We start from the raw sequence: 21937 nt of genomic DNA on the forward strand, positions 1-21937 counted from the left end.
AAAAAAAACAAAATTTGTCTATTTACTCTACCAAAATTTGTAAGTTAATTGTAAACTTGCCCCTGAAAAAAACATTTTACTAATTAAATGCTCTTTTTTCATATCTTTGGATTTTGTTTTATATAGTTTAACTTTAAGGAGATTTTGTATGCGCGAGCGTATAGAGGTTAATTCAGAAGAGAAGGTGGAAAAACATACTGAAGAAACTGTAGAGCAAAAAGTGGAGCAAAGCTCCGAAGAAGTCAAAGAAACCATTTCTCAAAGTTCAGAATCTACAGAAGAACAAAACACAACTTCTGAATCAACCGAGCAACAGCCAAACACACAAGCAAGAAATACAAATAGCTTTTTTGGCCGAAGACTTTACCTCCCATGCCCAGAAGGTGCAACAGATCACCTACATATCATAGGCTTAGGTGATGATGGATTAGTTATGGGTATTGTCCATGGTGATGAGCGTGTTCTGGCAATGCTTGCGCTAAGAACAATGATGGAAGTTCTGAGTGCTGCAAACGAAGAAGAAAACGAAGAAGAAAGCGAAGAAGAAAGCGAAGAAGAAAATAGCAAATCTTGCAGCATGTAATTAAAATTCCACGGTTTAACATCCTAGACCGTGGAGTATCCCTGGATTATGTCTATACTAATATCATTACAAGGCACGTGATGCTGCTATTTAAAATGATTAAAAGACTTTATTTTGTTTTTCCATTATTTGCCTTATTGTTTGTTTGCAAAGTAAGCTTTGCAAATAGCTCCTATGAAATTGCTTATCCCGAGTTAAATAAATTAGCACAAATTGATACACATGGGGAAAAAGTAAGCCTATCCCAGTTGCCAAATCCCTATAATGTTTTATTGACGCAACCTCTAATGACCAAAGCCATTGAAAAATATTATGATCGCTCAGCAATTATAAAAACGATCGAGGCACACATAGAACAATCAGGCAATATTTATCATCGCTCCATTATCATGTTGGTGGATAGGAATAAAGCACGAAATAAACCAGATATTGCACAGACAAAAAAAGAAGCGATTGTTGCTGAATTAGCATTTATTACAATCAATTTTGATGAGCTGCCAAAGGAGCTTGTAAATGATGTATTACATACTAATATTCCTTTTGGTAAGTTATTGACCCAGTATCAAGTCCAGGTACTGACTCAAGATCGAAGTTATTTTAAAGTAAGCTGTAGTGAAACTTTAGCGGCATTAATTTCTTGTCCTCTAAATAACCCTGTTTATGGCAGGACAAATACTATAATTAGAGCGGATAACAAAAAATGGCTTGCACATGTCATAGAGATCCTGCCTAATCCCGTGCACGGGCAGGCAAATCATAAATAGTTGAGTAATAACTAAATTATTCATATTATTTTGAGAATATGATGAATGTTTATGATAATATCTTCATTTTTCGAGCAGCCTCAGCTCGTAATTCACATTGATTTTGATCCATTTATTTTATTGGCAAAAACTAAAAATCATTACCTGGAATTCGTTATTTAAAATAAGGCGATGTTGGCTAATTGAATTTCACTGTCTAAGTCGTTTTGCTTTATACAGCATCGAGCTTAGTAAGAACTTAATATTGGTTCAGGAAGATTCACACCATTTTGCTTCCATAAGGCGCAGGACGCAGGAAATTCGAATGAATTGTCAACAAACCTTCAGGAAAAGGGAGTTTTTTATGTGGAATGAAAAAGTAACAAAACCATTCCTGATTTTTTATCTAATTTTCTTGTTCATAGCCACTTTTTTCTTAACTCCTACAATTACCAGCTTTTACTATTATGCTTGGGGGAAACATTTAGCTTGGTCCTATTTTGATGGTCCTCCTATGATTGCGTATTTGTTCTCTATTTCCAACGCAATTTTTGGTAATACATTTTTTTCGGTTAACATTGTTGGTTTTGTGTGTTTATCTGTAAGTGCTTATTATATATATAAAATTGGTTGTCTCTTCGATCAGCGGGTGGGGTTAATTAGTGCCTTGATTTGGATTGTTTTACCGACTACGACTGAAAGTATTTTTGTTCGTGTCTTATATGATGCTCCTTTAAACCTGTTCACCATTCTCTCCTTTTATTATTTTGCACGCTATATTTCACTAAAACGTATTTTAGATCTTTATCTAAGTGCGTTTTTTACAGGTGCAATGATTTTATCGAAATATACTGCTGTTGTGAGTATTATTGGACTGTTAGTTTTTATTTTGTTTTCAAAAAACAGGCAATTGTTTAAAAGTAAGCATTTTTATTTGGCAAGCATGATTATTCTTATAATGGCAATGCCAGTGATCTATTGGAATGCAAGTCATCAGTGGATTTCCATTACTTATTTATTAAATTTTCACAGTCATGCTCAAAGTAATACTTCAGTAACCCATTATTTCTGGGAATTATTATTTGTATTACTTATTAACTTTTCAGTATTTTTATTTTTGGCTGTATTTGGATGGTTTAAATACCAGAAGTGTAAAAAAATAGAGGGTAACGAAGTTTTAGAATTAACATATGCGGTCTTGTTTGTTGGACTTGCTTTTTGGGTAGGGGTAGCCTTGTTAGGAGGGGATGCACGCGCGATATATTTAACTCCTCTCGGGATGAATTTTGCTCTAATTGCTGCTTATCATATTTCTCAATTCCAATATCAGCGTATTTTTATAATCATTTATTCTTTCTTTTTGCTGTTTAGTATTATTCTGATTTTTGTAAATTCTTGGCCTATAGCAAGTTATCTAAAAAAAGGAAGGACATATTCCATATTGCAAGAAGCGTTATCTAAACCTGAAATCATTAAGCGTGAACAGCCAATTGTTAGTAGTTATTTTTCAAATGCTGCTGCATTAAGTTTTTTTAGACCCAATGCTTCTGTTTATGCAATTCCTTGTGGTGATATCAATCAATACCAATATTGGGGGGCTGAATTTTTGAATGATTTATCTAAAGGAAAAATTGATAAAATATCTTATGTAGACTTTTGGGATAGTAAACAATGTGCAGAACGTTTTTTTAATAAATGCCAGGCAGTAGCAACCTTGTCCCATCATAAAATGATTCCTATAATCCATAAATTAACCAAACCTGTTTATTTGTTTGTGTATGAATGTTCTTTCCCCCGCAAGCAAGTCTAATAGAGATTGTTATTGTTTCTGTATCACATATTTACCTGCTATTTTGAAAGCCTTTTATTCTAAAATAGGATGCAGAACTAATAATGGTTTAAATAGGAATGTTGCACTGCTCATTTTATAAAGTAATAATAGCTCGGGTTTAGTTACAAACAGGACATGTTTGTATTTTAATTTTTTAATTTTTAAGGGAACCAAATGAAAGGAAAGTTATATATAGGATATATGATTATTGCACTCTCTTTGACAAACGCTGCTTATGCTGATTTTACTTTTTACTCGAGTACCAATAATTGTAACAATGTCTCCGGGAATTGGAAGGGATCAGGTACAGCCTCTAATTGGTTAATAGAGTGTGCTTATGAAGGTTCGGGAACAATAAGTGGGTTAGCCCACGACGGTGGTTTTAAACTCGATGTAGAAGCGCATAAGCTTTCGGGCTCAGGTCTTTGTCCCCAGCATACAAAACATTCATTAACCGGGGTATGTGTTAATGGGGTAGTTACAGTAAAGACAGAATATGGTAATTTATCAGGGTATTTTTCAACAGATTCAGGTAGTTCAAATGGTACTTTAACAGTTGCCCCAGGTATCGAGGTGGACGTTGCAATTCAATTCCATCGACAAGGTAAATGATAATGAGATATAACCTGGCCAGCAAGGTAGCACCAGGTTTTATTCTATTTTATGGGTTCGCATAAAATCACTTTTCTTTGAGAGACTTTTTTAGTGTAACTATGTGTTGATATGCTTCGTTGATTCTTTCTTGACTTATCTCGCCCGAATTGACTTTCGCTTCGATGAGGTCAATAACTTGTTTGGGATCTTGTGGTGGTGCAGGTAAGTTATTACCAAATATTAACATATCCGCACCTGCATTTATTGCTAATACTAATGCCTGTTCAAGCCCATAATTATCACTAATCGCTTTCATTTGCATATCGTCAGTAATAATAACCCCATTAAAATGAAGTTGCTTACGTAAAAGATCAGTTAGAATTTTATGGGATAAGGTTGCTGGTAATCCAGAAGAGTCCAATTGCCGATTTACAAGATGTGCTGTCATTACCATACCGCATGAGGCAGATGAGTTTAGTAATTGCTGAAAGGGCTCTAATTCATAAGTTTGCCAGGTATCAGTCACATCCACAAATCCCTGGTGTGAATCTTTGGTTGAACTCCCATGGCCCGGGAAATGTTTATAAGCGCATTGAATTCTTTGATTTAAGAATTGTTGTGTATAAATGCTGGCATAACGAATGATCTGTTTGGGGTCACTGGAAAAACTTCTATCCTTTTTGCCTATAATTGGGTTGTCTGGATTGACGTTTACATCGAGCTCTGGAGCAAAATTTAAATTAAATCCTGTATTTTTTAACGTTTGAGTCATTGTTCCAGCAGTAAACTCTGCTTCATTAAGTGGTTTTTTTCCTATTTCTGCTGCTGACAAAACGGAAGGAAATCCGTATTGCTCACCTAATCGAGTTACCTGGCCTCCTTCATAATCTACGGAAATGAGTAGTGGTAGTTGAGGGCGATGATGCTTTAAATTTGCTTGTTGGGTATAATACTGCAAATGGTTATTCAATTGCCGAACTTGTTCTGGGGTTTCAATATTTTTGTCAAAATTCCTGGAGTGATAATTATAATCAAATAAAATAACTCCACCAATGTTATCTTTTTCAATAGTTTTTACTATAGGTGATTGAGAGTTGACTTCCTTTCCTTCAAAACCAATAAGAAGCATTTGGCCAATTTTATCACGTAAGCTTATTTCAGATGTAGCATGAGCAATACAACTAACAGAAATACCTAAAAGCAGCAATAGAGAGATTATGGAGTTCATGTATGGCCTTTATACCGCCCGAATGGATTAAATTTTATCATTTGGTATCATTTTGCGCAACGTAGCCTCTACGCACATTGTTGTTGGACATGAAGTAATTCATATTCGTTTACGTAAATAATTGTGCCTTTAGTGCGTTAATGTACATCTTATCAATAACTTCTATAATTAGAGAAGCAGGCCCTCCTGCAGTAGATGATGTAGGGCCAACACATTCCGCATAAAAATGGACTGAACTTTTTGCTGCCAAAAAAGGATCTTTGATGACACTATGAAAAGAGCTGATTATTCCTGAAAGTAAATTACCTATTCCTGCCACTTTCTGTACAAGCTCAGAGTCAAAATTAAATTGGGTCATTTGATGTGGATCAACTACGATATGTCTTTTGCCACTGACTACTATAGTCATATTATATTTTTTTGATAAAGATTTTGTATGTTCTATTATGATTTTCTCATCAATAAAATGCATGTTGTCCTGGATTGCAAGTTTTCCTGTAAGAATGCTTGCAATTTCATTGGGGTAACCACGAAGGATAGAAATGCGATGATCCTTAATCAGATTGATTATCGCATCTGTTCTGTATCGGCTTGCGCCTGCGCCTACAGGATCCAGGATAATAGGTACATCCAGTTGTTTTGCCATTTTACAGATATGATTACATAGATTAATAAAAGAGTCGTCTAATTTTCCTACATTTATCACTACTGATCCGGTGATTTTCATTAATTCTTCAAGCTCTTGTTCTGCATTGCACATTATAGGGAAGCCCCCAATACTGCGTATGCCGCTTGCTACATACCCCATGGGAAAATAATTAGTGATTGTTAATATAAATGGCTTTTGTTGCCTAATTTTCCTTAGCGCTTCATTCACTTCCGGGGTCATAAAAAATCCATTTTAAAATTGTTTTAATTGAAATGACTGCAAATAGTAGAGGTTTTTAGAAATGCCTTGCCAGATAAAGGCAAGGCCAGGTAAGTCAGTATCAATAACAGCGCAATTGCCCCCAGCCATTTCGCCAGCATCCTGGATGATATGGGGCTGGTGTCGAATTGGGTCCTGGGTGGTTGAGAACGCATCCACCATAAGCGTTTTTATGCCAGCCATGTCCGCATCCCTGAGCCGCATCTGCAATCGATGTGTAACTTACAGCAAAGAGTAAAGAGGCAACAATAATACCTGAGCGTAATACTTTTGAAATGCAAGAATTCATTACATCCTCCTTGTTTTACTTTTTCTCTCAATTTAATTATAGAGTTTATTTTTTAAATTGATTTGTTTTTAAGCAAAAAAAATATTGGTACAACTTATTGTTAAAACTTTAAAATTGGGGTATGAAAAACTTCAGAACGGCTGCCTTATATAAAAATTCCTGGCTGTATAATTACCATTCCTTATCCCATAAACTTAATTGTATACCTGGTGAGTTTTTAATTTTACAAAATTTCTGGGTATTCAGGTAAAGCTCTGGTTCACTATTTAACCCAAAACGTTTACAGGCGAGCTGGAATCGAGTTTTAAGAAGATCGGCATATTCTCCCTCACCACGCATACGAGTACCAAAGTGTGCATCATATTCTTTTCCTCCGCGCATTTGGCGTATTAGACTCATTACATGGCCTGCTCTTTGGGGGAAATGTTTAACAAGCCATTCTTTGAATAATTCCTTAACTTCGTGGGGTAATCTTATTAAGACGTAACTGGCATATTTTGCTCCAGCTTGGGCAGCTGTTTTTATAATTTTTTCCATTTCTGTGTCGTTAATCATTGGAGTAACAGGAGCAACCATAATGCGTACAGGTATCTGATTTTCTGTTAAATGCTGGATGATTTTTATTCGACCGGCTGGTGCGGTAGTTCGTGGCTCCATAATCCGTTTTAAATCAGTTGAAAGGGTTGTGATACTTATTGCAATTTTGATCAGGTTTTGTTTGGCCATATGAAACAAAATGTCAGTGTCTCGTTCTATAAGCGAATTTTTAGTGATAATAATTGCTGGATGATTGTGACTTTCTAATACTTTTAAAAGACTGCGAGTAATTCCAAGTTTTGCTTCTACAGGTTGGTATGGATCTGTATTGGCTCCCAAGACAATTGGCTTACATTGATAATTAGATTTGTTTATCTCCTTTTCTAAAATTTTGGCTGCATCAACCTTATAAAATATTTTAGTTTCAAAATCGATTCCGGGAGATAAGTTCATATACGAATGGCTTGGTCGGGCATAACAATAAATACATCCATGTTCACAACCTCGATAAGGGTTAATTGATTGGTCAAAACCAAGATCGGGTGAGTCATTACGACTAATTATTGACTTAGGGTGCTCTGCGAATAATGAAGTTTCCAAGGGGGGCAAAATTTCTTCTTCGATATTCCAGCCGTCCTCTAAATTTTCGCGGGTTTGGGGTTCAAAACGTCCATCGGGATTACTCAGAGCACCTCTATTTTTAATGGTTTGATTGGACTTCATTATCGCTTTTATTTAATACAAGGCATGCCATTATATCATACGCTTTAAACCTAAAAAGCATGATTGAATCTGAAGTAAGGTGGCATATGAGCGGATAGATTCATTCTCACTTTTCAGGTGAAACGCGATGGGAAAATTGCTCTAGGAGGGTCGGTTGATCACCGCTGCAGTCATTCTTGAAATACATGTTTGTTTTCCATCCTCGTTAAAAATCTGTATGTCCCAAACCTGAGTGGAGCGGCCAAGATGGATTGGCGAAGTGATTGCAGTGACTAAGCCCTCTTTAACGGAATGAAGATGGTTGGCATTAATTTCCAAACCAACACAAAAAAATAACGATAAGTCAATTACAGAATTTGCCGCAGTACTCGCTACGGTTTCCGCTAATGCCAAATTGGCGCCTCCATGAAGAATTCCTATAGGTTGCTTTGTTCGTTCATTGACAGGCATAGTTGCTTTTAAATAATCATCACCAATTTCTATAAATTGGATATCAAGATATTCGGACATAGTGTTTTTTCCGAATTGATTAAGGTCTTTTAATGAAATTTCTTTAAACCATATAGCCATATTTTTTCTCCATTTCTCTTAAAATTAAGATAAACTTTATTTATTCAAAAACCAAATAATAAATTTTTATGACAAATCAAATATGCATCCGCTGTTATGTTTCTGGAAAAGTCCAAGGAGTATGGTACAGGGCTTCAGCCCAATCGGAGGCAAGGAAGTTAGGTATTAGTGGCTGGGCAAGAAATCTTGAGGATGGACGTGTTGAGGTTTTTGCTTGTGGTACTGTTGACAATTTGCAAATATTTTATAAATGGCTAAAAGAGGGACCCTCGCTTGCTGTCGTAAAAGAATGTACTTATGAAGAACATATCTGGCAAGAGTATGGTGATTTTGATACGTTTTAGGTGCTCAGCCTTCATGAGTTAGTTAAATTGAGTGATTTGATAAAACTTCCTATAGACGCAACTAACTGAGCAACTTGATCTGGCACAAAAAGTTCTAATTGAGCAAAAATATGGATCATTCCCTTAAATTCTTCTAATTGGACAACAACACCTAGAGCTTCAATTTTTTTTGCAAAGGTAATAGCCTCATCAAATAAAGGATCGTACTCAGCTGCGGCAATATAGCATGGTGGTAATAATTCTAAGTGTTTGAAATAAATTGGCGAAGCTTGGATCCGATCATCCCCATTTCGAAAATAATTATCGAAATACCATTTAATTTTTTCACGAGTTAATAAAAATCCTGTTCCATTGCGTTGATATGAATCATAATTCATCGAAAAATCAACGGAAGGGTAGATTAGGGCTAGTCCTTTAATCGCAGTATCGCCGCGCTCCTTCATTTTATGGCCTACTGAGATTGCTAAATTGCCTCCCGCACTATCACCCACTAAAAATACGTGCTCTGTATTCACTTGAAAATCTTTTAATAGTGGTTCTCTTTGTTCGAAGACAGCAATACAATCAAGTAGTCCGGCTGGGTAAGGGAATTCAGGGGCTAACCTATATCCAACTGAAACAACCACTGAATTGCTAGCTACAGCGATGCGCCGACAAAGGGCATCATGGGTTTTAATACTTCCTGATAAATGCCCACCTCCATGAAAATAAAAGGTCAAGGGTAATTTTTTTTGTGGGGCAGGGTGGTAAATTCGAGTTGCTATTTGATGGCGAACGAGCTTCACTTCTTGATCGCTTATTAATGGCACAAATGTTTTGGGTTGTACCACAAAAGCTTCAGATGTTTTTTCAGCAAGATCACGTACTTCTTCAGGTGTATAGATAAATGATTTGGTATTCACTAAATCTAAAAAATTTTGTAAGGAACGTGGAATATCATTATGAGACATCTTTATGCTCCAAATAATAAAAAATATTTCAAGCTTTGTTTTTAGTGCCTTTCACGATCAACAATGTAACAATAAGTACCCAGATTGCACTTAGGATAATAATAAAACTCGCCAAAGGATTTACTTGTAAATAGCCCATGATGATGACGCTCAGGGTTGCAAAACACATATTGACGAAACTCATCATGGCTGCCGCACTGGCTTTATCCGTAAGGGCATTTGATGCGATTAAAGAACCTCCGGAAAATAATAATCCACTAAATAAATATAAACTGGCTGTGGTTAGGAAAAACCATAATGACGATTGGTTGTCGAGGATCCACATGATTAATAAATTACCTATTCCAAATGCGACCCCCAAAAAACCAATAGTAATGACTTGTCTTGCAGATAAACGGGCAAGCAATTGTTTCGCAGATAAACCACCTAAAAGCATGCCAACAATATTAAGAGCATTCCAATAACCATACTCCGCGGCAGACAATTTTAATAACTTTTCAGCTATTTGGGGGCCTGCTGCTGAAAAACAGTAGGAGATTGCGGAACAGCATCCAACGACTAAAGAAAAAATTACAAGTTGATCACAAGCAAGAGCACTATAATAATCACAAATAATAGTTTTGATACGAATCTGTTTAGGATGAGTGAGTGTTTCACTAAAGACAGCGGTCCCTAAAAGCATGATGATGCCGTGTGCAAGTAAAAACCAGAAGCAGCCGTACCAATGTAAGTATTCTGTTATTATTCCGCCAATTACTACAGCAATTCCTATACCCAGAGCAAAGGATAATACTGAATAGGCCATAGCTGTTTTTCGTTGAGATTCAGGTAACCACTCATTGATGAGCATGAAGGTACAAGCAAGCCCGCTTGCTGAGCCAAGTGCGGTAATGAGTCGACCACTAACGAGTATCCAATAGTTTTCTTGAGAAATGGCGAACAGGCAGATAAAAATTCCGATTAAATTAATTGTTAGGCCTGTGCGCAATGCTTTCAAACGTCCAAATTGATTGGCAAGGGGGGCATAAAATAGTTGGCCTGCAACATAGCCAATCAAAAAAGCGGAAACAATCCATTCAATAGTGCCGGGACTTAAAAAATATTGGGTTTGAATCCGAGGTAACGCAGGAGTAATAATCGCAGCTGAGACAGATGCAATAGAAATATAATTGAGCAACCAAAATAGATTAAATAAGGATGGTTTTTTCGGCTCTGACATGATTATCCTTAACTATTGCTTTTTAAACGGGGGCGTAAATTTTATAAGTTTATTGATTTTTGTCAATAATTTTTTAAAAATTTTTGAGAGGTCGGTAAAAGATACTCACACTATGAATCAATTTATTCCATAGACGCTTTGCGGAAAGTTCTAACTATTTCATTGGATTGATTATCAATGATTTCACCATGTATGTCATAAAAATTTCCATTGACTTGAGTCAGCATCCAAGTATAAAGTTTTTCGAGATCATTTCCAGTTTGGGTCGCAATTTTTTCTTCTTTACAGTATACAGATGCAGTAAATTGCTCTTTCATTTTCAGAATCCTTGATCCAAACCCTATATGATTAAGTTTAGTTGTTTTTCTTCTATTCATCACGTTTTAAAGATAAGTATTGAACTATAATTTAAATAGGGGAGTTGTAATTCAGGAGATTGAGATGAATACCAATTTTTTAGCTATTGTGATCGGTTGGTATTTTGTGATTATGAGCCTGCTTTTACTTTTAAGACGAGACATTGTAGTAACGGCAATGAGAGAATTAATGGGACAACGATCAGTGATGTTGGTTGTTGGGATTATCACATTAATTGTTGGTTTACTAATGGTTACAAGCCATAATATTTGGGTTCTTGGATGGCCTGTTATAGTGACTATTATCTCATGGTTAATACTTATTGGTGGCTTATTCAGACTCTATTGTCCAGATACCGTTTATAAAATTTGGAATAGAACTATAGATAAATCGGAAAAATTGACAGCTTGTGCTGCAATTACATTAATTATTGGTTTGTTTTTATTGTATAAAGCTTATTTTGGGTAATAAAAATTATCTCAAAACAACTTGGAAAATACATAAGGATTATAGGTGCTATTATTGTGTTTGAGGAATCCGTTCCTTGAATGTTACAGATAAATTTGTATAAAAAACAGTTGTAGTGCTTTCATAACCTGAGTCAGTTCCCAGCACCAACCAAACTTCCCCATTATTATTCGTAGTGACAGAGTATTTGGAAAGTTTGGTTTGCATTTCTTCATTAGGTAAATAAGGTAATGTTTTTAGTCTGTAAATATTGTCTTGGGTATCTACTCCGAGCGTTCCGATAAGGAGCATGTCTTTACCATCACGCTCTTGATTTCCTTTATCCAAATTGATTTGATAGTAATTATTATCCAGATACCTCTGGGGTTCTTTGGATACAGCTCCAATTTTTACATAAACTGAATCACCAGGAGAGCCGCCCACCCCGGAAGATCCGACAGGCGCATTGGAAGCAAACTCCAGGGAAAAACTGACATGATAATTTGTATTGGGTTTTAAACCTTTTACCTTCTTATAAGCATACATGAATAAATCATCACTATGGTTATTACCTGATATTTTTAACCCATGAAGTTGGGACTTAATTTCGTAAGGTAATGTTGCATTGTTCTTAAATTGAAGCTCAAAAAATTGTTCCTGGCCTTTAGGATAATCTGCATATGAAACTTTAAAATTTTCTGCCTTGGAAAAAGTATATTTATAAGTTTTTATATCAGGGGTATTCCAAGCAAATGTAGGATAATTACTGACTATAAAGAATAGAAATAAAGAACACTTCTTGATCATTTTATCTAATTTATTGTTCAATGAATAATCATTTTAGAATTAAAAAGATCATAGAGCAAGAAAATTTTATCTGCTGTTAATGGGTTATTGCCAATTGGTTCCCGCAAAAAAAGCCGATTAATAAATCAGCTTTAATAAGTTAATCCCTGACTGGATTTGGTTTCTTGATAGTATTCATTATAGAAATATTTTAAATCTTCAAGAAGTTCTTTTAACGCTTCAACTTGATAAAGCGGTGCTTGATAATGTTTATCTAACTGATGATATGTTTCTTCAAAATTTTCATATGCATATTCAGTTTCTAGATTATCTTTATCTCTAACTTTTTGAATTTCAACAAATAAATCATCAACTTGAGTTTTGATATTCTCATAATCTTCCTTATTTCCAGGGATAGGGGTACTTGGTTCAGAGTCATTTCGTGATCGAGATATCAAATAAAGAGCAAGAAGACCAATGGGAACTAAAGCCAGTAGTCCCCAATAATAATTACTAGGAGGCTCACATTGTTGGATTTTACACTCCTGAACAATAGGGTTTTCTGAACCAGAGTTAAAGGTTAGTGGCAGATAGCTTGTTCTATATACTGGATTTTCATAGGGTTTGGATATGAAGCACATGTCGCTTTCAGAGCGTTTTTGTGGAGATTCTTGAAAAAAGGAAGGGTTTGATTTCGATTGCAAAGGAGCGTGGGAAGAAGATGAGGAGGGTGATAGTTGTTTAATTTCTTGAGGTTTTTTAGGAGGCTGCAATCCTTTAAGTTCATGTTGAACTTTTACCCATTGATGCATTGAGCTTATCAAAGTATTTAATTCCAGTGTTTTTCCAGCAATTGTCTCGAAATTGGTTGTTTTTGCTTTTGGTGTATTTAAATGAAGAATAACCTGACGCACATGCTCTTTTAATGCTTGATTTGTTTTAACGAGATCGGTAGTTGTTGATGGGAATTGTGCTAGAGTATCTTGATTCTGAATGAAAGTATTTAGTTTCTCTCGTTCATTGGTCAACCATTTTTTTAAAAATGATAAGTTTTGTTCGTGCTGAATGGCATGATGATACGCTTGTGTATTTGCTTGAATAATTTCATCAATATGTATTGAAGAGCTATCAATAAAGAGTTCGATTTGTTCGAGCAAAGAAAATAATTGTTCTTTAAATTGATAAACCGTATACACCTCTCCAGCTTGCCCTAGTAGTTCTATGGTTTGCGAAATTACTTTTTGGAACTGATCAAGTTCATGCAAATCAGATACTGCTTTTGCATAATGATCTAAAATTTTATCTTCCATATCAATAAGTTTAAAATTTGGACAGTTTTTAAGTTGTTCAATAGTTAATTTCAATGTTGATATAGGGCTTTCTACAAGAGCTGTAGTGCTTTTACCGCATTCTTTCACTGCTTGGGTGGGATAGGCTTTTAAATCCTTGGGTTGATCAATTGAGAAAGTATAGGGATGGGGGTTAACTGGATTAATATTAAGCGCAAAATGCAATATTCGATTACGGTCTGTAGATAATTGCTTGATGGTTTTTGAGAGTTCTCCAAGGCGATCTCTTAATAATTGCGAGTCAAGCATTTGTGTTAATTGAGGTTGGATTTTGGTTTCAATTGCATCGCGAAAGTTAGCTAAAAATAATCTATCAGATCCAATAAAAGGCGAAATATTTTTTTCTACAGTGCGAACATACCGGGTTAGGTATTCTAATTGTTCTTGGGTTTGCTTGATGTTGGGATTTTGACTTATCCCTTTCAAGATATTGTTCAGATCGAGTAAGAAGAAATTTATGGGTTGATTGAGGTGATCTTGACTTAGCTCTTTATTTCTTAATAACAAGTAATCCCCCGTTTTTTGCATTAAATCGTACAACGCAGACCATTGTATCCGTTGACTATCAATAGGCTGGACATGAAAGTCATCTCTGGTTAAAACATGTCTTGTTTTATAAGCATTAGAATAAAACCAAGAATGCTCATATACATTAATTAATGCTTGTGAGTCATCGGCAAACCATGAACTAGGGTTCGCTAAATAATCCGCATAAATACCTGAATTAGCACGTGTTTTCAGTATCCATGCTCTTTGATTAAGTTCTGTTTCTGTATAACAAGCCTCGGAATGCAGCCAAAAGCGGGCTTGATTGCTAAGGGGTAAATAAGATGCTTGGTACGGAAGTTTTTCTTTAGCCATACTTCTCACTCCTTGAGATAGCTCAATAAATCATAATTATTGTGCGGCTGATAACTAGTTAGAGTATTTTTAAACCAATTAATTTGATAACATTCTTTTTGACAAGATGCAATATAAAAAGAATAGGGTTCATAATTGTGGTGCAGAATAATGTTTTTTGTTAAATTATATTTTTTACTTAAATGAGTTGATTATGCCTTCTTTTGATATAGTCTCTGAAATCGATAAAGTTGAATTACGTCATGCTGTTGATAATGCAGTACGGGAGATGAATACCCGCTTTGATTTTCGTGGAGTAGAAGCAAGTATTCAACTCAATGATCTTACAGTTACTTTACGCGCAGAATCGGATTTTCAAGTCAGACAATTAGAGGACTTATTCCGCAATCACTGCAGTAAAAGAAATGTTGATGCTTCGGGTGTTGAAATAGAAGATGAACCTGTACACAGCGGCAAGTTTTTTTCTTTAAATATGACTTTTAAACAAGGTATCGATCAACCTACTGCTAAAGAAATTGTGAAATGTATTAAAGACTCCAAGGCCAAAGTTCAATCATCTATCCAAGGAGATAAGGTACGGGTTACAGGGAAAAAACGTGATGATTTGCAAGAAACGATTGCTCTTTTAAAAAAATCTGACATCAAGTTGCCACTGCAATATGAGAACTTTCGGGATTAACTTTAGGAATGGCTAGACTAAAAAACTCTCATTTTTGGATCCTCTGCGTTTGCACTGTATCTTGATCACCTCTTTGATTGTGCTCCGAGGTTTGTTCCTGAGAGCGGGGTTGGTTTTTTTATAGATGTGTATCATATTCAAGCTCTTGCAGAGGATGACACTTTTTTAATAGGTCTAGGTTTATTCCTCAATTCACAATTTCATCAATTTTAGCTGAGATTCTTGCTAATAAATATGGATCGTTTTTCGCAAGGCTACGCGCTACTTTTAATTGGGCGACTGCGGCTCTTTTTTGGCCTTCAAGAAGCAAGCATTGGGCTTGAGTAAAATAGGCATATCCCTTTTTATGGGCTTGAGCTTGCGCTTGGGCTAACTGACGACAAAGAGGTAGATCTTGTTTATATTTCCTACTTCCTTTCAGTAAGATTGCAGTCGCTTTTTCATTTTGATTCGCAGCCAGTAAACCGTCAGCATAAGCCATAAGTGCAGCATAATTATCGGGGTAATTTTTTTGTATTTCTTCCAATCGGGACAGCGCTGATTTATATCGCGTTAATCCAGTTTCAGTTTGTGCCATGGCAATTTGAAAATAAAGATTGTTGTGTTGCTCTAATAAAGGAGCCAGAATTGCCGCGGCTTGTGTATAGTTGTTGGTATTAATTAATGCAAGTGCATGCCCATATTGACAGGCATGAGCAGGGGTTTTTTTGTTACATTGATGTTCATAATAATCAAGTAAGCGCTTGGGATCGTGTATGACTGAGGTACGAATTATCTCTTTGACCAAGGCATAATCATTAGAGTCCGGATATTTTTTGCGGGCAAATGAAGCAGTGCGGCTGTCTGCTTCAGCGATTCTGTCTCCATCCAAAGGATGGGAACGCAAAATAGCTGGTACATTTGCAGTATAATAATAGCGAGAGTTTTCCTGCATTTTTTTAAAAAATGCAGCCATACTATGGGGATTATATCCAGCCTTAATCAGCATATCGATTCCGATTCTATCGGCTTCTTTTTCTTTGGAGCGGGCAAAGTTGATATTATCTTGTGAAAATCCTGACAGAGCACCCATCATTCCGGCCATTCCAACAGTGGGATTTATGACGCCTAATGCAGCAGAGGCCAACACCGTAGCAAGCATGGGAATACGCATTTGTTTTTGATGTTCTATCATGCTGTAGAGATGATGCAAACGCACATGCGCGATTTCATGGGCCATGACCCCAGCAAGTTCGCTTTCACTGGTAGTGGTTAGAATTAATTGAGAATTAATACCTATGTGTCCGCCAGGACCCGCAAAGGCATTGATTTCATTTGATTTTACAATAAAAAAATCAGGCGGCTTAATATGGCCTGCTTCAGCAAGATTTTTTCCAATGTGATTTATATACTGGAATGCCAATGGATTTCGTTCCACACTTTCTGACTGATTAATTTGTTGGATAAACTCTTTTTCTAATTGGTCCAATTCGCTTGTTGAATAGGGGGATAATCTTTCAACAGCGAAAGAAGACTGGGTTAAAATACTGATTAACAATATCCAGTGGATGTTTTTCTTAATGTTCAATTTAATCATTAGGCTACTCAAAAATTGAATAATTTGTTATCATTCACGCATTGTAACTACTCATTCTCCCTTCGTTATCTGAGATTGCTTTCTGAAATAACGAACTATTAAAAGCGTGAGCAGTTACTCGCATTTTATAAAGGTACTAAATAATGCACAAAAAGTTTTTGCTTGCAGCACTGGAACAAGCCCGTCTTGGGCAAGGTCATTGCGCCCCTAATCCCTGCGTTGGTGCTGTTGCTGTGCAAAATGGAACTATTATAGCACAAGCACATCATCGAGGTGCAGGGACTCCGCATGCGGAACAATTATTGTTAACACAAATTCCTCCTAAAACACCAGGGATTTGTTTGTATATTTCTCTTGAGCCATGTAACCACTGGGGAAGAACCCCCCCCTGTGTGGATGCAATTATTAATCATGGTGTCGAAGAGGTGGTTTTTGGGTATTTAGATCCTAATCCTATTGTTGCGCAAAATAATTCTTCAGAAAAGTTGCGTTCACGAGGAATTAAGGTGACGCATTACCCCGTAGCAGAAATTACAGAATTTTATAAAAGCTATACTTATTGGACCTTAACACAAAAACCTAGGATTACTGTTAAAATAGCACAAACATTAAATGGTAAAATTGGTCAAGCTGAAGGAGAACGTGTTATCCTATCCAATGCTTTATGTGAACAATTTACTCACCAAATGAGAGCTGCTGCTGATGTAGTTCTTACTACGGCTAAAACAGTGCAGTTGGATAATCCTAGAATGAATGTTCGCTTGAACAATGAAGAGCAGAAAAAGACTATAGCAATTATTGACAGACAATTAGTTCTTAATCAAGAAGCTAGAATTTTTTCAACAGCGGCTCATTGCCATATCTTTCATTGTAATGAGCAGAAAATTTTTTATCCCAATAGTACCTTTCATCCAGTGCCTGAAAAGAATGGTGTTATGGATTTAAATGTCGTAATAAAGCATTTAGGGGCATTGGGATATCATGATGTTTGGGTGGAGGCAGGTGGTGCTCTTTTTAGTGCATTACATCGGGAAGGATTAGTTCATCGAACATATTTATATATTGTTCCCACTAGTTTGGACCACAGTGCAATTTCAGCGTATCAACAAAGTGGGGTATTTAGCCGAGCGCATACTGTTTCTTGGCATGCTATGGAGGACAACATGATAGCATGTTTGGATTGGCGGGAGGATGAAACAAATGGGGTCGCGTTATGAAGCATTCATTAGTTACAATAGAACATGCAGTGGAAACACTCAAAGCCGGTAAAATGATTATTTTAATGGATGATGAAGATAGGGAAAATGAAGGAGATTTGGTTGTAGCTGCAGAATATGCAACTTCAGAGGCAATTAATTTTATGTCTCGCCATGGTTGTGGTTTGATCTGCTTGTCTATGGCTGATGAACTCATTGATAAACTGCAATTGCCAATGATGGCACAAAATAACAAATCGCCTTATGGTACGGCATTCACTGTATCAATTGAAGCGGCAGAAGGTGTCTCAACGGGTATTTCAGCCAAAGATAGGGCTCAAACCATTAAGATAGCAATTGATCCTGAAAGCGGTCCGGCAGATGTTATCTCTCCAGGACATGTTTTTCCTTTACGGGCTAAGAAAAAAGGCGTGCTGGAAAGACCGGGCCAAACAGAGGGTAGTGTTGATTTAACCAGGTTAGCAGGTTTGACCCCCGCCGCGGTGATTTGTGAAATTATTAATGAAGATGGTACCATGAGTCGGCGTGATGAGTTAATTGCATTTTCTAAAAAGCATGATATCCCAATGGTTACCATCAAGGATTTGATTGAGTACAGGATTCGTCATGAAATGTTAATTAACGCTGCGGCATCAACACGCATTCCTTTGCAGAATAAAGGTGATTTTATGATGACCGTATTTACAAATGAGCTGGATCAAGCAGAACATTTTGCTTTGGTTAAACCGCCTTTATTTGCAAATCGAGTCCCTTTGGTTCGCATCCACTCAGAGTGTATTACCGGAGATGTTTTTGGCTCCTGTAAATGTGATTGTGGTAAACAACTTGAGCAATCGCTTTCTATGATTGCTGAAGAAGGAGGAATATTAATTTATTTACGCCAGGAAGGCCGAGGAATTGGTTTGGCAAATAAACTAAAGGCCTATGCTTTGCAAGAGCAAGGTTTGGATACAGTTGATGCGAATCACCAATTGGGCTTACCCGTTGACAGTAGAGATTATGCTATTGCTTATCAAATGCTTAAATATTTTGGCATTGAAGCAATAAGATTATTAACTAATAACCCATCAAAGATTGCTGCTGTTGACCGTTATGGAGTCAAGGTAACTGAGAGAGTACCTTTAGAGATAGAGCCTACTAAGGAAAGTCACAGATATTTAAAAACTAAAAAAGAAAAAATGGGGCATTTGTTGGCAATCAATTAGCAGGATACAAGGTCAATTATGACAAATTTTATTTTTATTACAGGTGGAGTAGTATCTTCCCTGGGAAAAGGTATTGCAGCTGCGTCACTCGCTGCTGTTCTTGAGGCACGTGGTCTTAAAGTGACGCTGATTAAGCTTGATCCCTACATTAATGTTGATCCAGGGACAATGAGCCCGTTTCAACATGGTGAAGTTTTTGTGACCCATGATGGCGCAGAGACAGATTTAGACTTGGGACATTATGAACGTTTTGTAAATACAACTATGACAAAGCGTAATAATTTTACTTCAGGAAAGATTTACGAAACGGTTATTAAAAAAGAAAGGCGGGGTGACTATTTAGGTGGTACGGTACAGGTAATTCCACATATCACTAACGAAATTAAACGGTGTATCAAATTAGGTGCTGATGATTTTGATGTAGCGATGGTAGAAATCGGTGGGACTGTAGGGGATATAGAATCACTGCCTTTTCTTGAGGCTATTCGCCAAATGCGTATTGAATTAGGTTCACAACGAACTTTGTTTATACACCTTACTTTAGTCCCTTATATTGCTACGTCAGGTGAGACAAAAACAAAGCCCACCCAACATTCGGTGAAAGAATTACGCTCTATAGGGATTCAGCCTGATATTTTGATTTGCCGATCTGAAAAAATATTACCTATGGCTGATCGTGCTAAAATTGCATTATTTACAAACGTCGAAAAAGAAGGAGTTATTCCTCTTGAAGACGCTCCAAGTATTTATCAAATTCCAAGAATATTATCCGAACATGGCTTAGATGATATTGTGGTCAAAAAATTGGGGCTTGATGCAAAACCAGCTGATTTAAGCGAATGGGATCGTGTTGTTGCAATGCAGGCTATTCAAACTATGACTGTAAAAATTGCAATGGTTGGTAAATACATCGAATTAAACGATGCTTATAAATCAATTAATGAAGCATTAGTGCATGCTGGAATTCATACCCAAACAAAAGTTGAAATTGTTTATTTGGATGCGGAGCTTATCGAAAAACATGGAGCATCTCTTTTAGAAAGTGTCGATGCGATTCTTGTTCCAGGTGGATTTGGTGAGCGAGGCATTGAAGGAAAAATTAAAGCGATTCAATATGCTCGTGAAAATAAAGTCCCATTTTTAGGAATTTGTTTAGGAATGCAAACCGCCGTAATTGAATTTTGTAGGAATGTTATTGGCTTAAAAGACGCAAATTCCACTGAGTTTAATAAAGATACTCCATATCCGGTGCTTGGCTTAATTAGTGAATGGATGGATGCAGATGGCTCAAAGCAGCTTCGTGACGAAAATGCTAATTTAGGCGGAACCATGCGCTTAGGGGCGCAATTATGTCAATTGGAAGAAGGTACATTGGCCCGTAAGGTATATGGAAAACCTCAAATTATAGAACGTCATCGACATCGTTATGAAGTCAACAACAAGTATGTTGAAAGTTTAGTGGAGCATGGCCTGGTTATCTCTGGTCGCTCAGCAGATAATTCTTTAGTGGAGATGGTAGAGCTAGCGGATCATCCGTGGTTTTTGGCATGCCAATTTCATCCTGAATTTACATCAACTCCGAGAGCAAGTCATCCATTGTTTAAACAATTTGTACTGGCTGCCCGAGAGAAACATCAAGGAAAAAATAAAGAATGAAATTATGTGGATTTGAAGTGGGGTTAAGTAAACCTTTATTTTTGATAGCTGGTCCTTGTGTCATTGAAAGTGAGGAATTAGCGTTAGAAACAGCAGGTTATTTAAAGGAAATATGTAGTGAATTACAAATTCCCTTTATTTATAAATCCTCATTTGATAAAGCAAATCGTTCTTCTATATCCAGCTATAGAGGTCCTGGTTTTGAAAAGGGATTGTCTATTTTGGAAAAAGTAAAAAAGCAAGTTGATGTTCCTGTTTTAACAGATGTTCATGAAGATACGCCTTTGCTGGAAGTGTCTAGCGTTGTTGATGTATTACAAACTCCTGCTTTTTTATGCAGACAAACTAATTTTATCCAAAAAGTAGCTGCCATGAATAAGCCTGTTAATATCAAAAAAGGCCAATTTCTTGCTCCTTGGGAGATGAAACATGTAATTGCTAAAGCAAAAGCTACAGGAAATGACCAGATTATGGCCTGCGAGCGTGGTGTGAGTTTTGGTTATAATAATTTAGTATCCGATATGCGTTCTTTAGCCATTATGCGGGAAACGGGTTGTCCTGTTGTTTATGATGCAACTCATTCAGTGCAATTGCCAGGTGGAAATAATGGGGCTTCTGGCGGACAACGGGAATTTGTTCCCATTCTTGCTCGTGCTGCAGTAGCTGCTGGGATTTCAGGCTTGTTTATGGAAACTCATCCTGATCCGGATAAGGCATTAAGTGATGGTCCAAACAGTTGGCCATTGGCTCAAATGAAACCGCTATTAGAATCACTGAAGGCGTTGGATTCTGTGTATAAAAAACATGGAGAAATTGAAGCTTTTGTTTAGAGTATTCGTTTCATACTGAATTTCTTTTTTTATGCGGCGGTGTTTATGCTGCCGTTAAAACCTGAATGCTTAAGGATAAGAGCAATTCTTATATGGAAAGTTTTTTGTGGGACTAAATGAGCTATAATATGATTAAGTAATTTTTTTGAGGTTGATTATGTCTAATTCTAAATGGGATGAGATTCACAGAAGGTCACAAATTGAAAATCCGAAATCAGAGCTGGAAAAAGAACTTGAAAATAAATCTGATGCAATAGATACAGAGGTTGAGTTGCGTACCGATATTCTTAATACTCGGATAGGTGCAATGGATACACCCGAAAAAGTAAAGGCTCAGAAAGATAACTTAGGTCCTAAAGATACTCTCATCGAAAATGATGAGCTAAAAACACCTAAGCCTTAGATTAGAAGTTTATTAGCCTTGATGTTTAATTG

Annotated in this window: 23 protein-coding genes; 12 read left to right on the forward strand and 11 right to left on the reverse strand. The window is 36.5% G+C overall.

Translation table 11 applies throughout. The annotated features are described in order from the left end of the window. Nucleotides 1–148 precede the first annotated feature (148 nt). The 4 genes from EKG34_RS00270 to EKG34_RS00285 all read left to right on the forward strand — a co-directional run bounded on the left by EKG34_RS00270 (nucleotide 149) and on the right by EKG34_RS00285 (nucleotide 3769). Nucleotides 149–583, forward strand: coding sequence for a hypothetical protein (locus EKG34_RS00270; protein ID WP_012978958.1), 435 nt, complete (start codon nucleotides 149–151; stop codon nucleotides 581–583). An 80-nt stretch (nucleotides 584–663) separates the two neighbouring features. Then, complete coding sequence (locus EKG34_RS00275) at nucleotides 664–1347, forward strand: hypothetical protein (RefSeq protein ID WP_003632319.1); 684 nt, start codon at nucleotides 664–666, stop codon at nucleotides 1345–1347. Nucleotides 1348–1690: 343 nt separating this feature from the next. Then, on the forward strand, nucleotides 1691–3136 hold the full coding sequence (locus EKG34_RS00280) for a glycosyltransferase family 39 protein (protein ID WP_003632317.1): 1446 nt from the start codon (nucleotides 1691–1693) through the stop codon (nucleotides 3134–3136). Between the two features lie 195 nt (nucleotides 3137–3331). Next, entirely contained in the window at nucleotides 3332–3769 is a 438-nt protein-coding gene (locus EKG34_RS00285; RefSeq protein ID WP_003632316.1) for a hypothetical protein, read from the forward strand. 67 nt (nucleotides 3770–3836) lie between these two features. Here EKG34_RS00285 and EKG34_RS00290 read toward each other — a convergent pair whose 3' ends face one another. The 5 genes from EKG34_RS00290 to EKG34_RS00310 form a co-directional block, all read right to left on the reverse strand. After that, entirely contained in the window at nucleotides 3837–4979 is a 1143-nt protein-coding gene (locus EKG34_RS00290) for a glycoside hydrolase family 3 protein (RefSeq protein ID WP_003632315.1), read from the reverse strand. A gap of 109 nt (nucleotides 4980–5088) precedes the next feature. Beyond that, complete coding sequence (gene thiM, locus EKG34_RS00295) at nucleotides 5089–5868, reverse strand: hydroxyethylthiazole kinase (protein ID WP_012978961.1); 780 nt, start codon at nucleotides 5866–5868, stop codon at nucleotides 5089–5091. Nucleotides 5869–5968: 100 nt separating this feature from the next. Next, nucleotides 5969–6196: a GCG_CRPN prefix-to-repeats domain-containing protein gene (locus EKG34_RS00300; RefSeq protein ID WP_003632312.1), complete on the reverse strand. Its 228-nt coding sequence runs from the start codon at nucleotides 6194–6196 to the stop codon at nucleotides 5969–5971. Nucleotides 6197–6367: 171 nt separating this feature from the next. Continuing rightward, complete coding sequence (locus EKG34_RS00305; protein WP_012978962.1) at nucleotides 6368–7456, reverse strand: PA0069 family radical SAM protein; 1089 nt, start codon at nucleotides 7454–7456, stop codon at nucleotides 6368–6370. Between the two features lie 141 nt (nucleotides 7457–7597). Next, nucleotides 7598–8026 (reverse strand): hotdog fold thioesterase, encoded by a 429-nt coding sequence (locus EKG34_RS00310; protein WP_012978963.1) that lies wholly within the window; start codon nucleotides 8024–8026, stop codon nucleotides 7598–7600. Between the two features lie 68 nt (nucleotides 8027–8094). Between EKG34_RS00310 and EKG34_RS00315 the strand changes: the two genes are divergently transcribed. Further along, entirely contained in the window at nucleotides 8095–8370 is a 276-nt protein-coding gene (locus EKG34_RS00315) for an acylphosphatase (RefSeq protein ID WP_003632308.1), read from the forward strand. Between the two features lie 11 nt (nucleotides 8371–8381). On the opposite strand, the gene EKG34_RS00320 is transcribed toward EKG34_RS00315, so the two are convergent. The 3 genes from EKG34_RS00320 to EKG34_RS00330 form a co-directional block, all read right to left on the reverse strand. Beyond that, complete coding sequence (locus EKG34_RS00320; RefSeq protein WP_003632307.1) at nucleotides 8382–9320, reverse strand: alpha/beta hydrolase; 939 nt, start codon at nucleotides 9318–9320, stop codon at nucleotides 8382–8384. Between the two features lie 28 nt (nucleotides 9321–9348). Then, complete coding sequence (locus tag EKG34_RS00325) at nucleotides 9349–10539, reverse strand: MFS transporter (protein WP_003632305.1); 1191 nt, start codon at nucleotides 10537–10539, stop codon at nucleotides 9349–9351. Nucleotides 10540–10661: 122 nt separating this feature from the next. After that, complete coding sequence (locus EKG34_RS00330) at nucleotides 10662–10856, reverse strand: hypothetical protein (RefSeq protein ID WP_003632303.1); 195 nt, start codon at nucleotides 10854–10856, stop codon at nucleotides 10662–10664. Between the two features lie 124 nt (nucleotides 10857–10980). Between EKG34_RS00330 and EKG34_RS00335 the strand changes: the two genes are divergently transcribed. Then, nucleotides 10981–11364, forward strand: a complete 384-nt coding sequence (locus EKG34_RS00335; protein ID WP_003632301.1) for a hypothetical protein — start codon at nucleotides 10981–10983, stop codon at nucleotides 11362–11364. 51 nt (nucleotides 11365–11415) lie between these two features. On the opposite strand, the gene EKG34_RS00340 is transcribed toward EKG34_RS00335, so the two are convergent. Further along, nucleotides 11416–12171: a hypothetical protein gene (locus EKG34_RS00340; protein ID WP_003632300.1), complete on the reverse strand. Its 756-nt coding sequence runs from the start codon at nucleotides 12169–12171 to the stop codon at nucleotides 11416–11418. Nucleotides 12172–12281: 110 nt separating this feature from the next. After that, nucleotides 12282–14339 carry a hypothetical protein gene (locus EKG34_RS00345; RefSeq protein ID WP_003632299.1) on the reverse strand — a complete coding sequence of 686 codons (2058 nt, stop codon included), beginning with the start codon at nucleotides 14337–14339 and terminating at the stop codon, nucleotides 12282–12284. A 193-nt stretch (nucleotides 14340–14532) separates the two neighbouring features. Between EKG34_RS00345 and EKG34_RS00350 the strand changes: the two genes are divergently transcribed. Next, the gene (locus EKG34_RS00350) at nucleotides 14533–15018 is read left to right on the forward strand and encodes a YajQ family cyclic di-GMP-binding protein (RefSeq protein ID WP_003632298.1); all 486 of its coding nucleotides are present in this window, start codon (nucleotides 14533–14535) and stop codon (nucleotides 15016–15018) included. A 187-nt stretch (nucleotides 15019–15205) separates the two neighbouring features. Here EKG34_RS00350 and EKG34_RS00355 read toward each other — a convergent pair whose 3' ends face one another. After that, nucleotides 15206–16594, reverse strand: a complete 1389-nt coding sequence (locus EKG34_RS00355; protein WP_003632297.1) for a M48 family metalloprotease — start codon at nucleotides 16592–16594, stop codon at nucleotides 15206–15208. Between the two features lie 143 nt (nucleotides 16595–16737). On the opposite strand from EKG34_RS00355, the gene ribD reads away from it, so the two are divergent. The 5 genes from ribD to EKG34_RS00380 all read left to right on the forward strand — a co-directional run bounded on the left by ribD (nucleotide 16738) and on the right by EKG34_RS00380 (nucleotide 21905). Then, nucleotides 16738–17811 carry a bifunctional diaminohydroxyphosphoribosylaminopyrimidine deaminase/5-amino-6-(5-phosphoribosylamino)uracil reductase RibD gene (gene ribD, locus EKG34_RS00360; protein WP_003632296.1) on the forward strand — a complete coding sequence of 358 codons (1074 nt, stop codon included), beginning with the start codon at nucleotides 16738–16740 and terminating at the stop codon, nucleotides 17809–17811. Further along, nucleotides 17808–19016 carry a bifunctional 3,4-dihydroxy-2-butanone-4-phosphate synthase/GTP cyclohydrolase II gene (locus tag EKG34_RS00365; protein WP_012978966.1) on the forward strand — a complete coding sequence of 403 codons (1209 nt, stop codon included), beginning with the start codon at nucleotides 17808–17810 and terminating at the stop codon, nucleotides 19014–19016. The genes ribD and EKG34_RS00365 overlap by 4 nt, the downstream gene beginning before the upstream one ends. Before the next feature lie 18 nt (nucleotides 19017–19034). Next, nucleotides 19035–20672 carry a CTP synthase gene (locus tag EKG34_RS00370; RefSeq protein WP_003632294.1) on the forward strand — a complete coding sequence of 546 codons (1638 nt, stop codon included), beginning with the start codon at nucleotides 19035–19037 and terminating at the stop codon, nucleotides 20670–20672. Next, nucleotides 20669–21502 (forward strand): 3-deoxy-8-phosphooctulonate synthase, encoded by an 834-nt coding sequence (gene kdsA / locus EKG34_RS00375; protein ID WP_003632293.1) that lies wholly within the window; start codon nucleotides 20669–20671, stop codon nucleotides 21500–21502. The genes EKG34_RS00370 and kdsA overlap by 4 nt, the downstream gene beginning before the upstream one ends. Before the next feature lie 157 nt (nucleotides 21503–21659). After that, entirely contained in the window at nucleotides 21660–21905 is a 246-nt protein-coding gene (locus tag EKG34_RS00380; protein WP_003632291.1) for a hypothetical protein, read from the forward strand. Nucleotides 21906–21937 lie beyond the last annotated feature (32 nt).

The organism is Legionella longbeachae, from assembly GCF_004283175.1.
Lineage (GTDB): Bacteria > Pseudomonadota > Gammaproteobacteria > Legionellales > Legionellaceae > Legionella > Legionella longbeachae.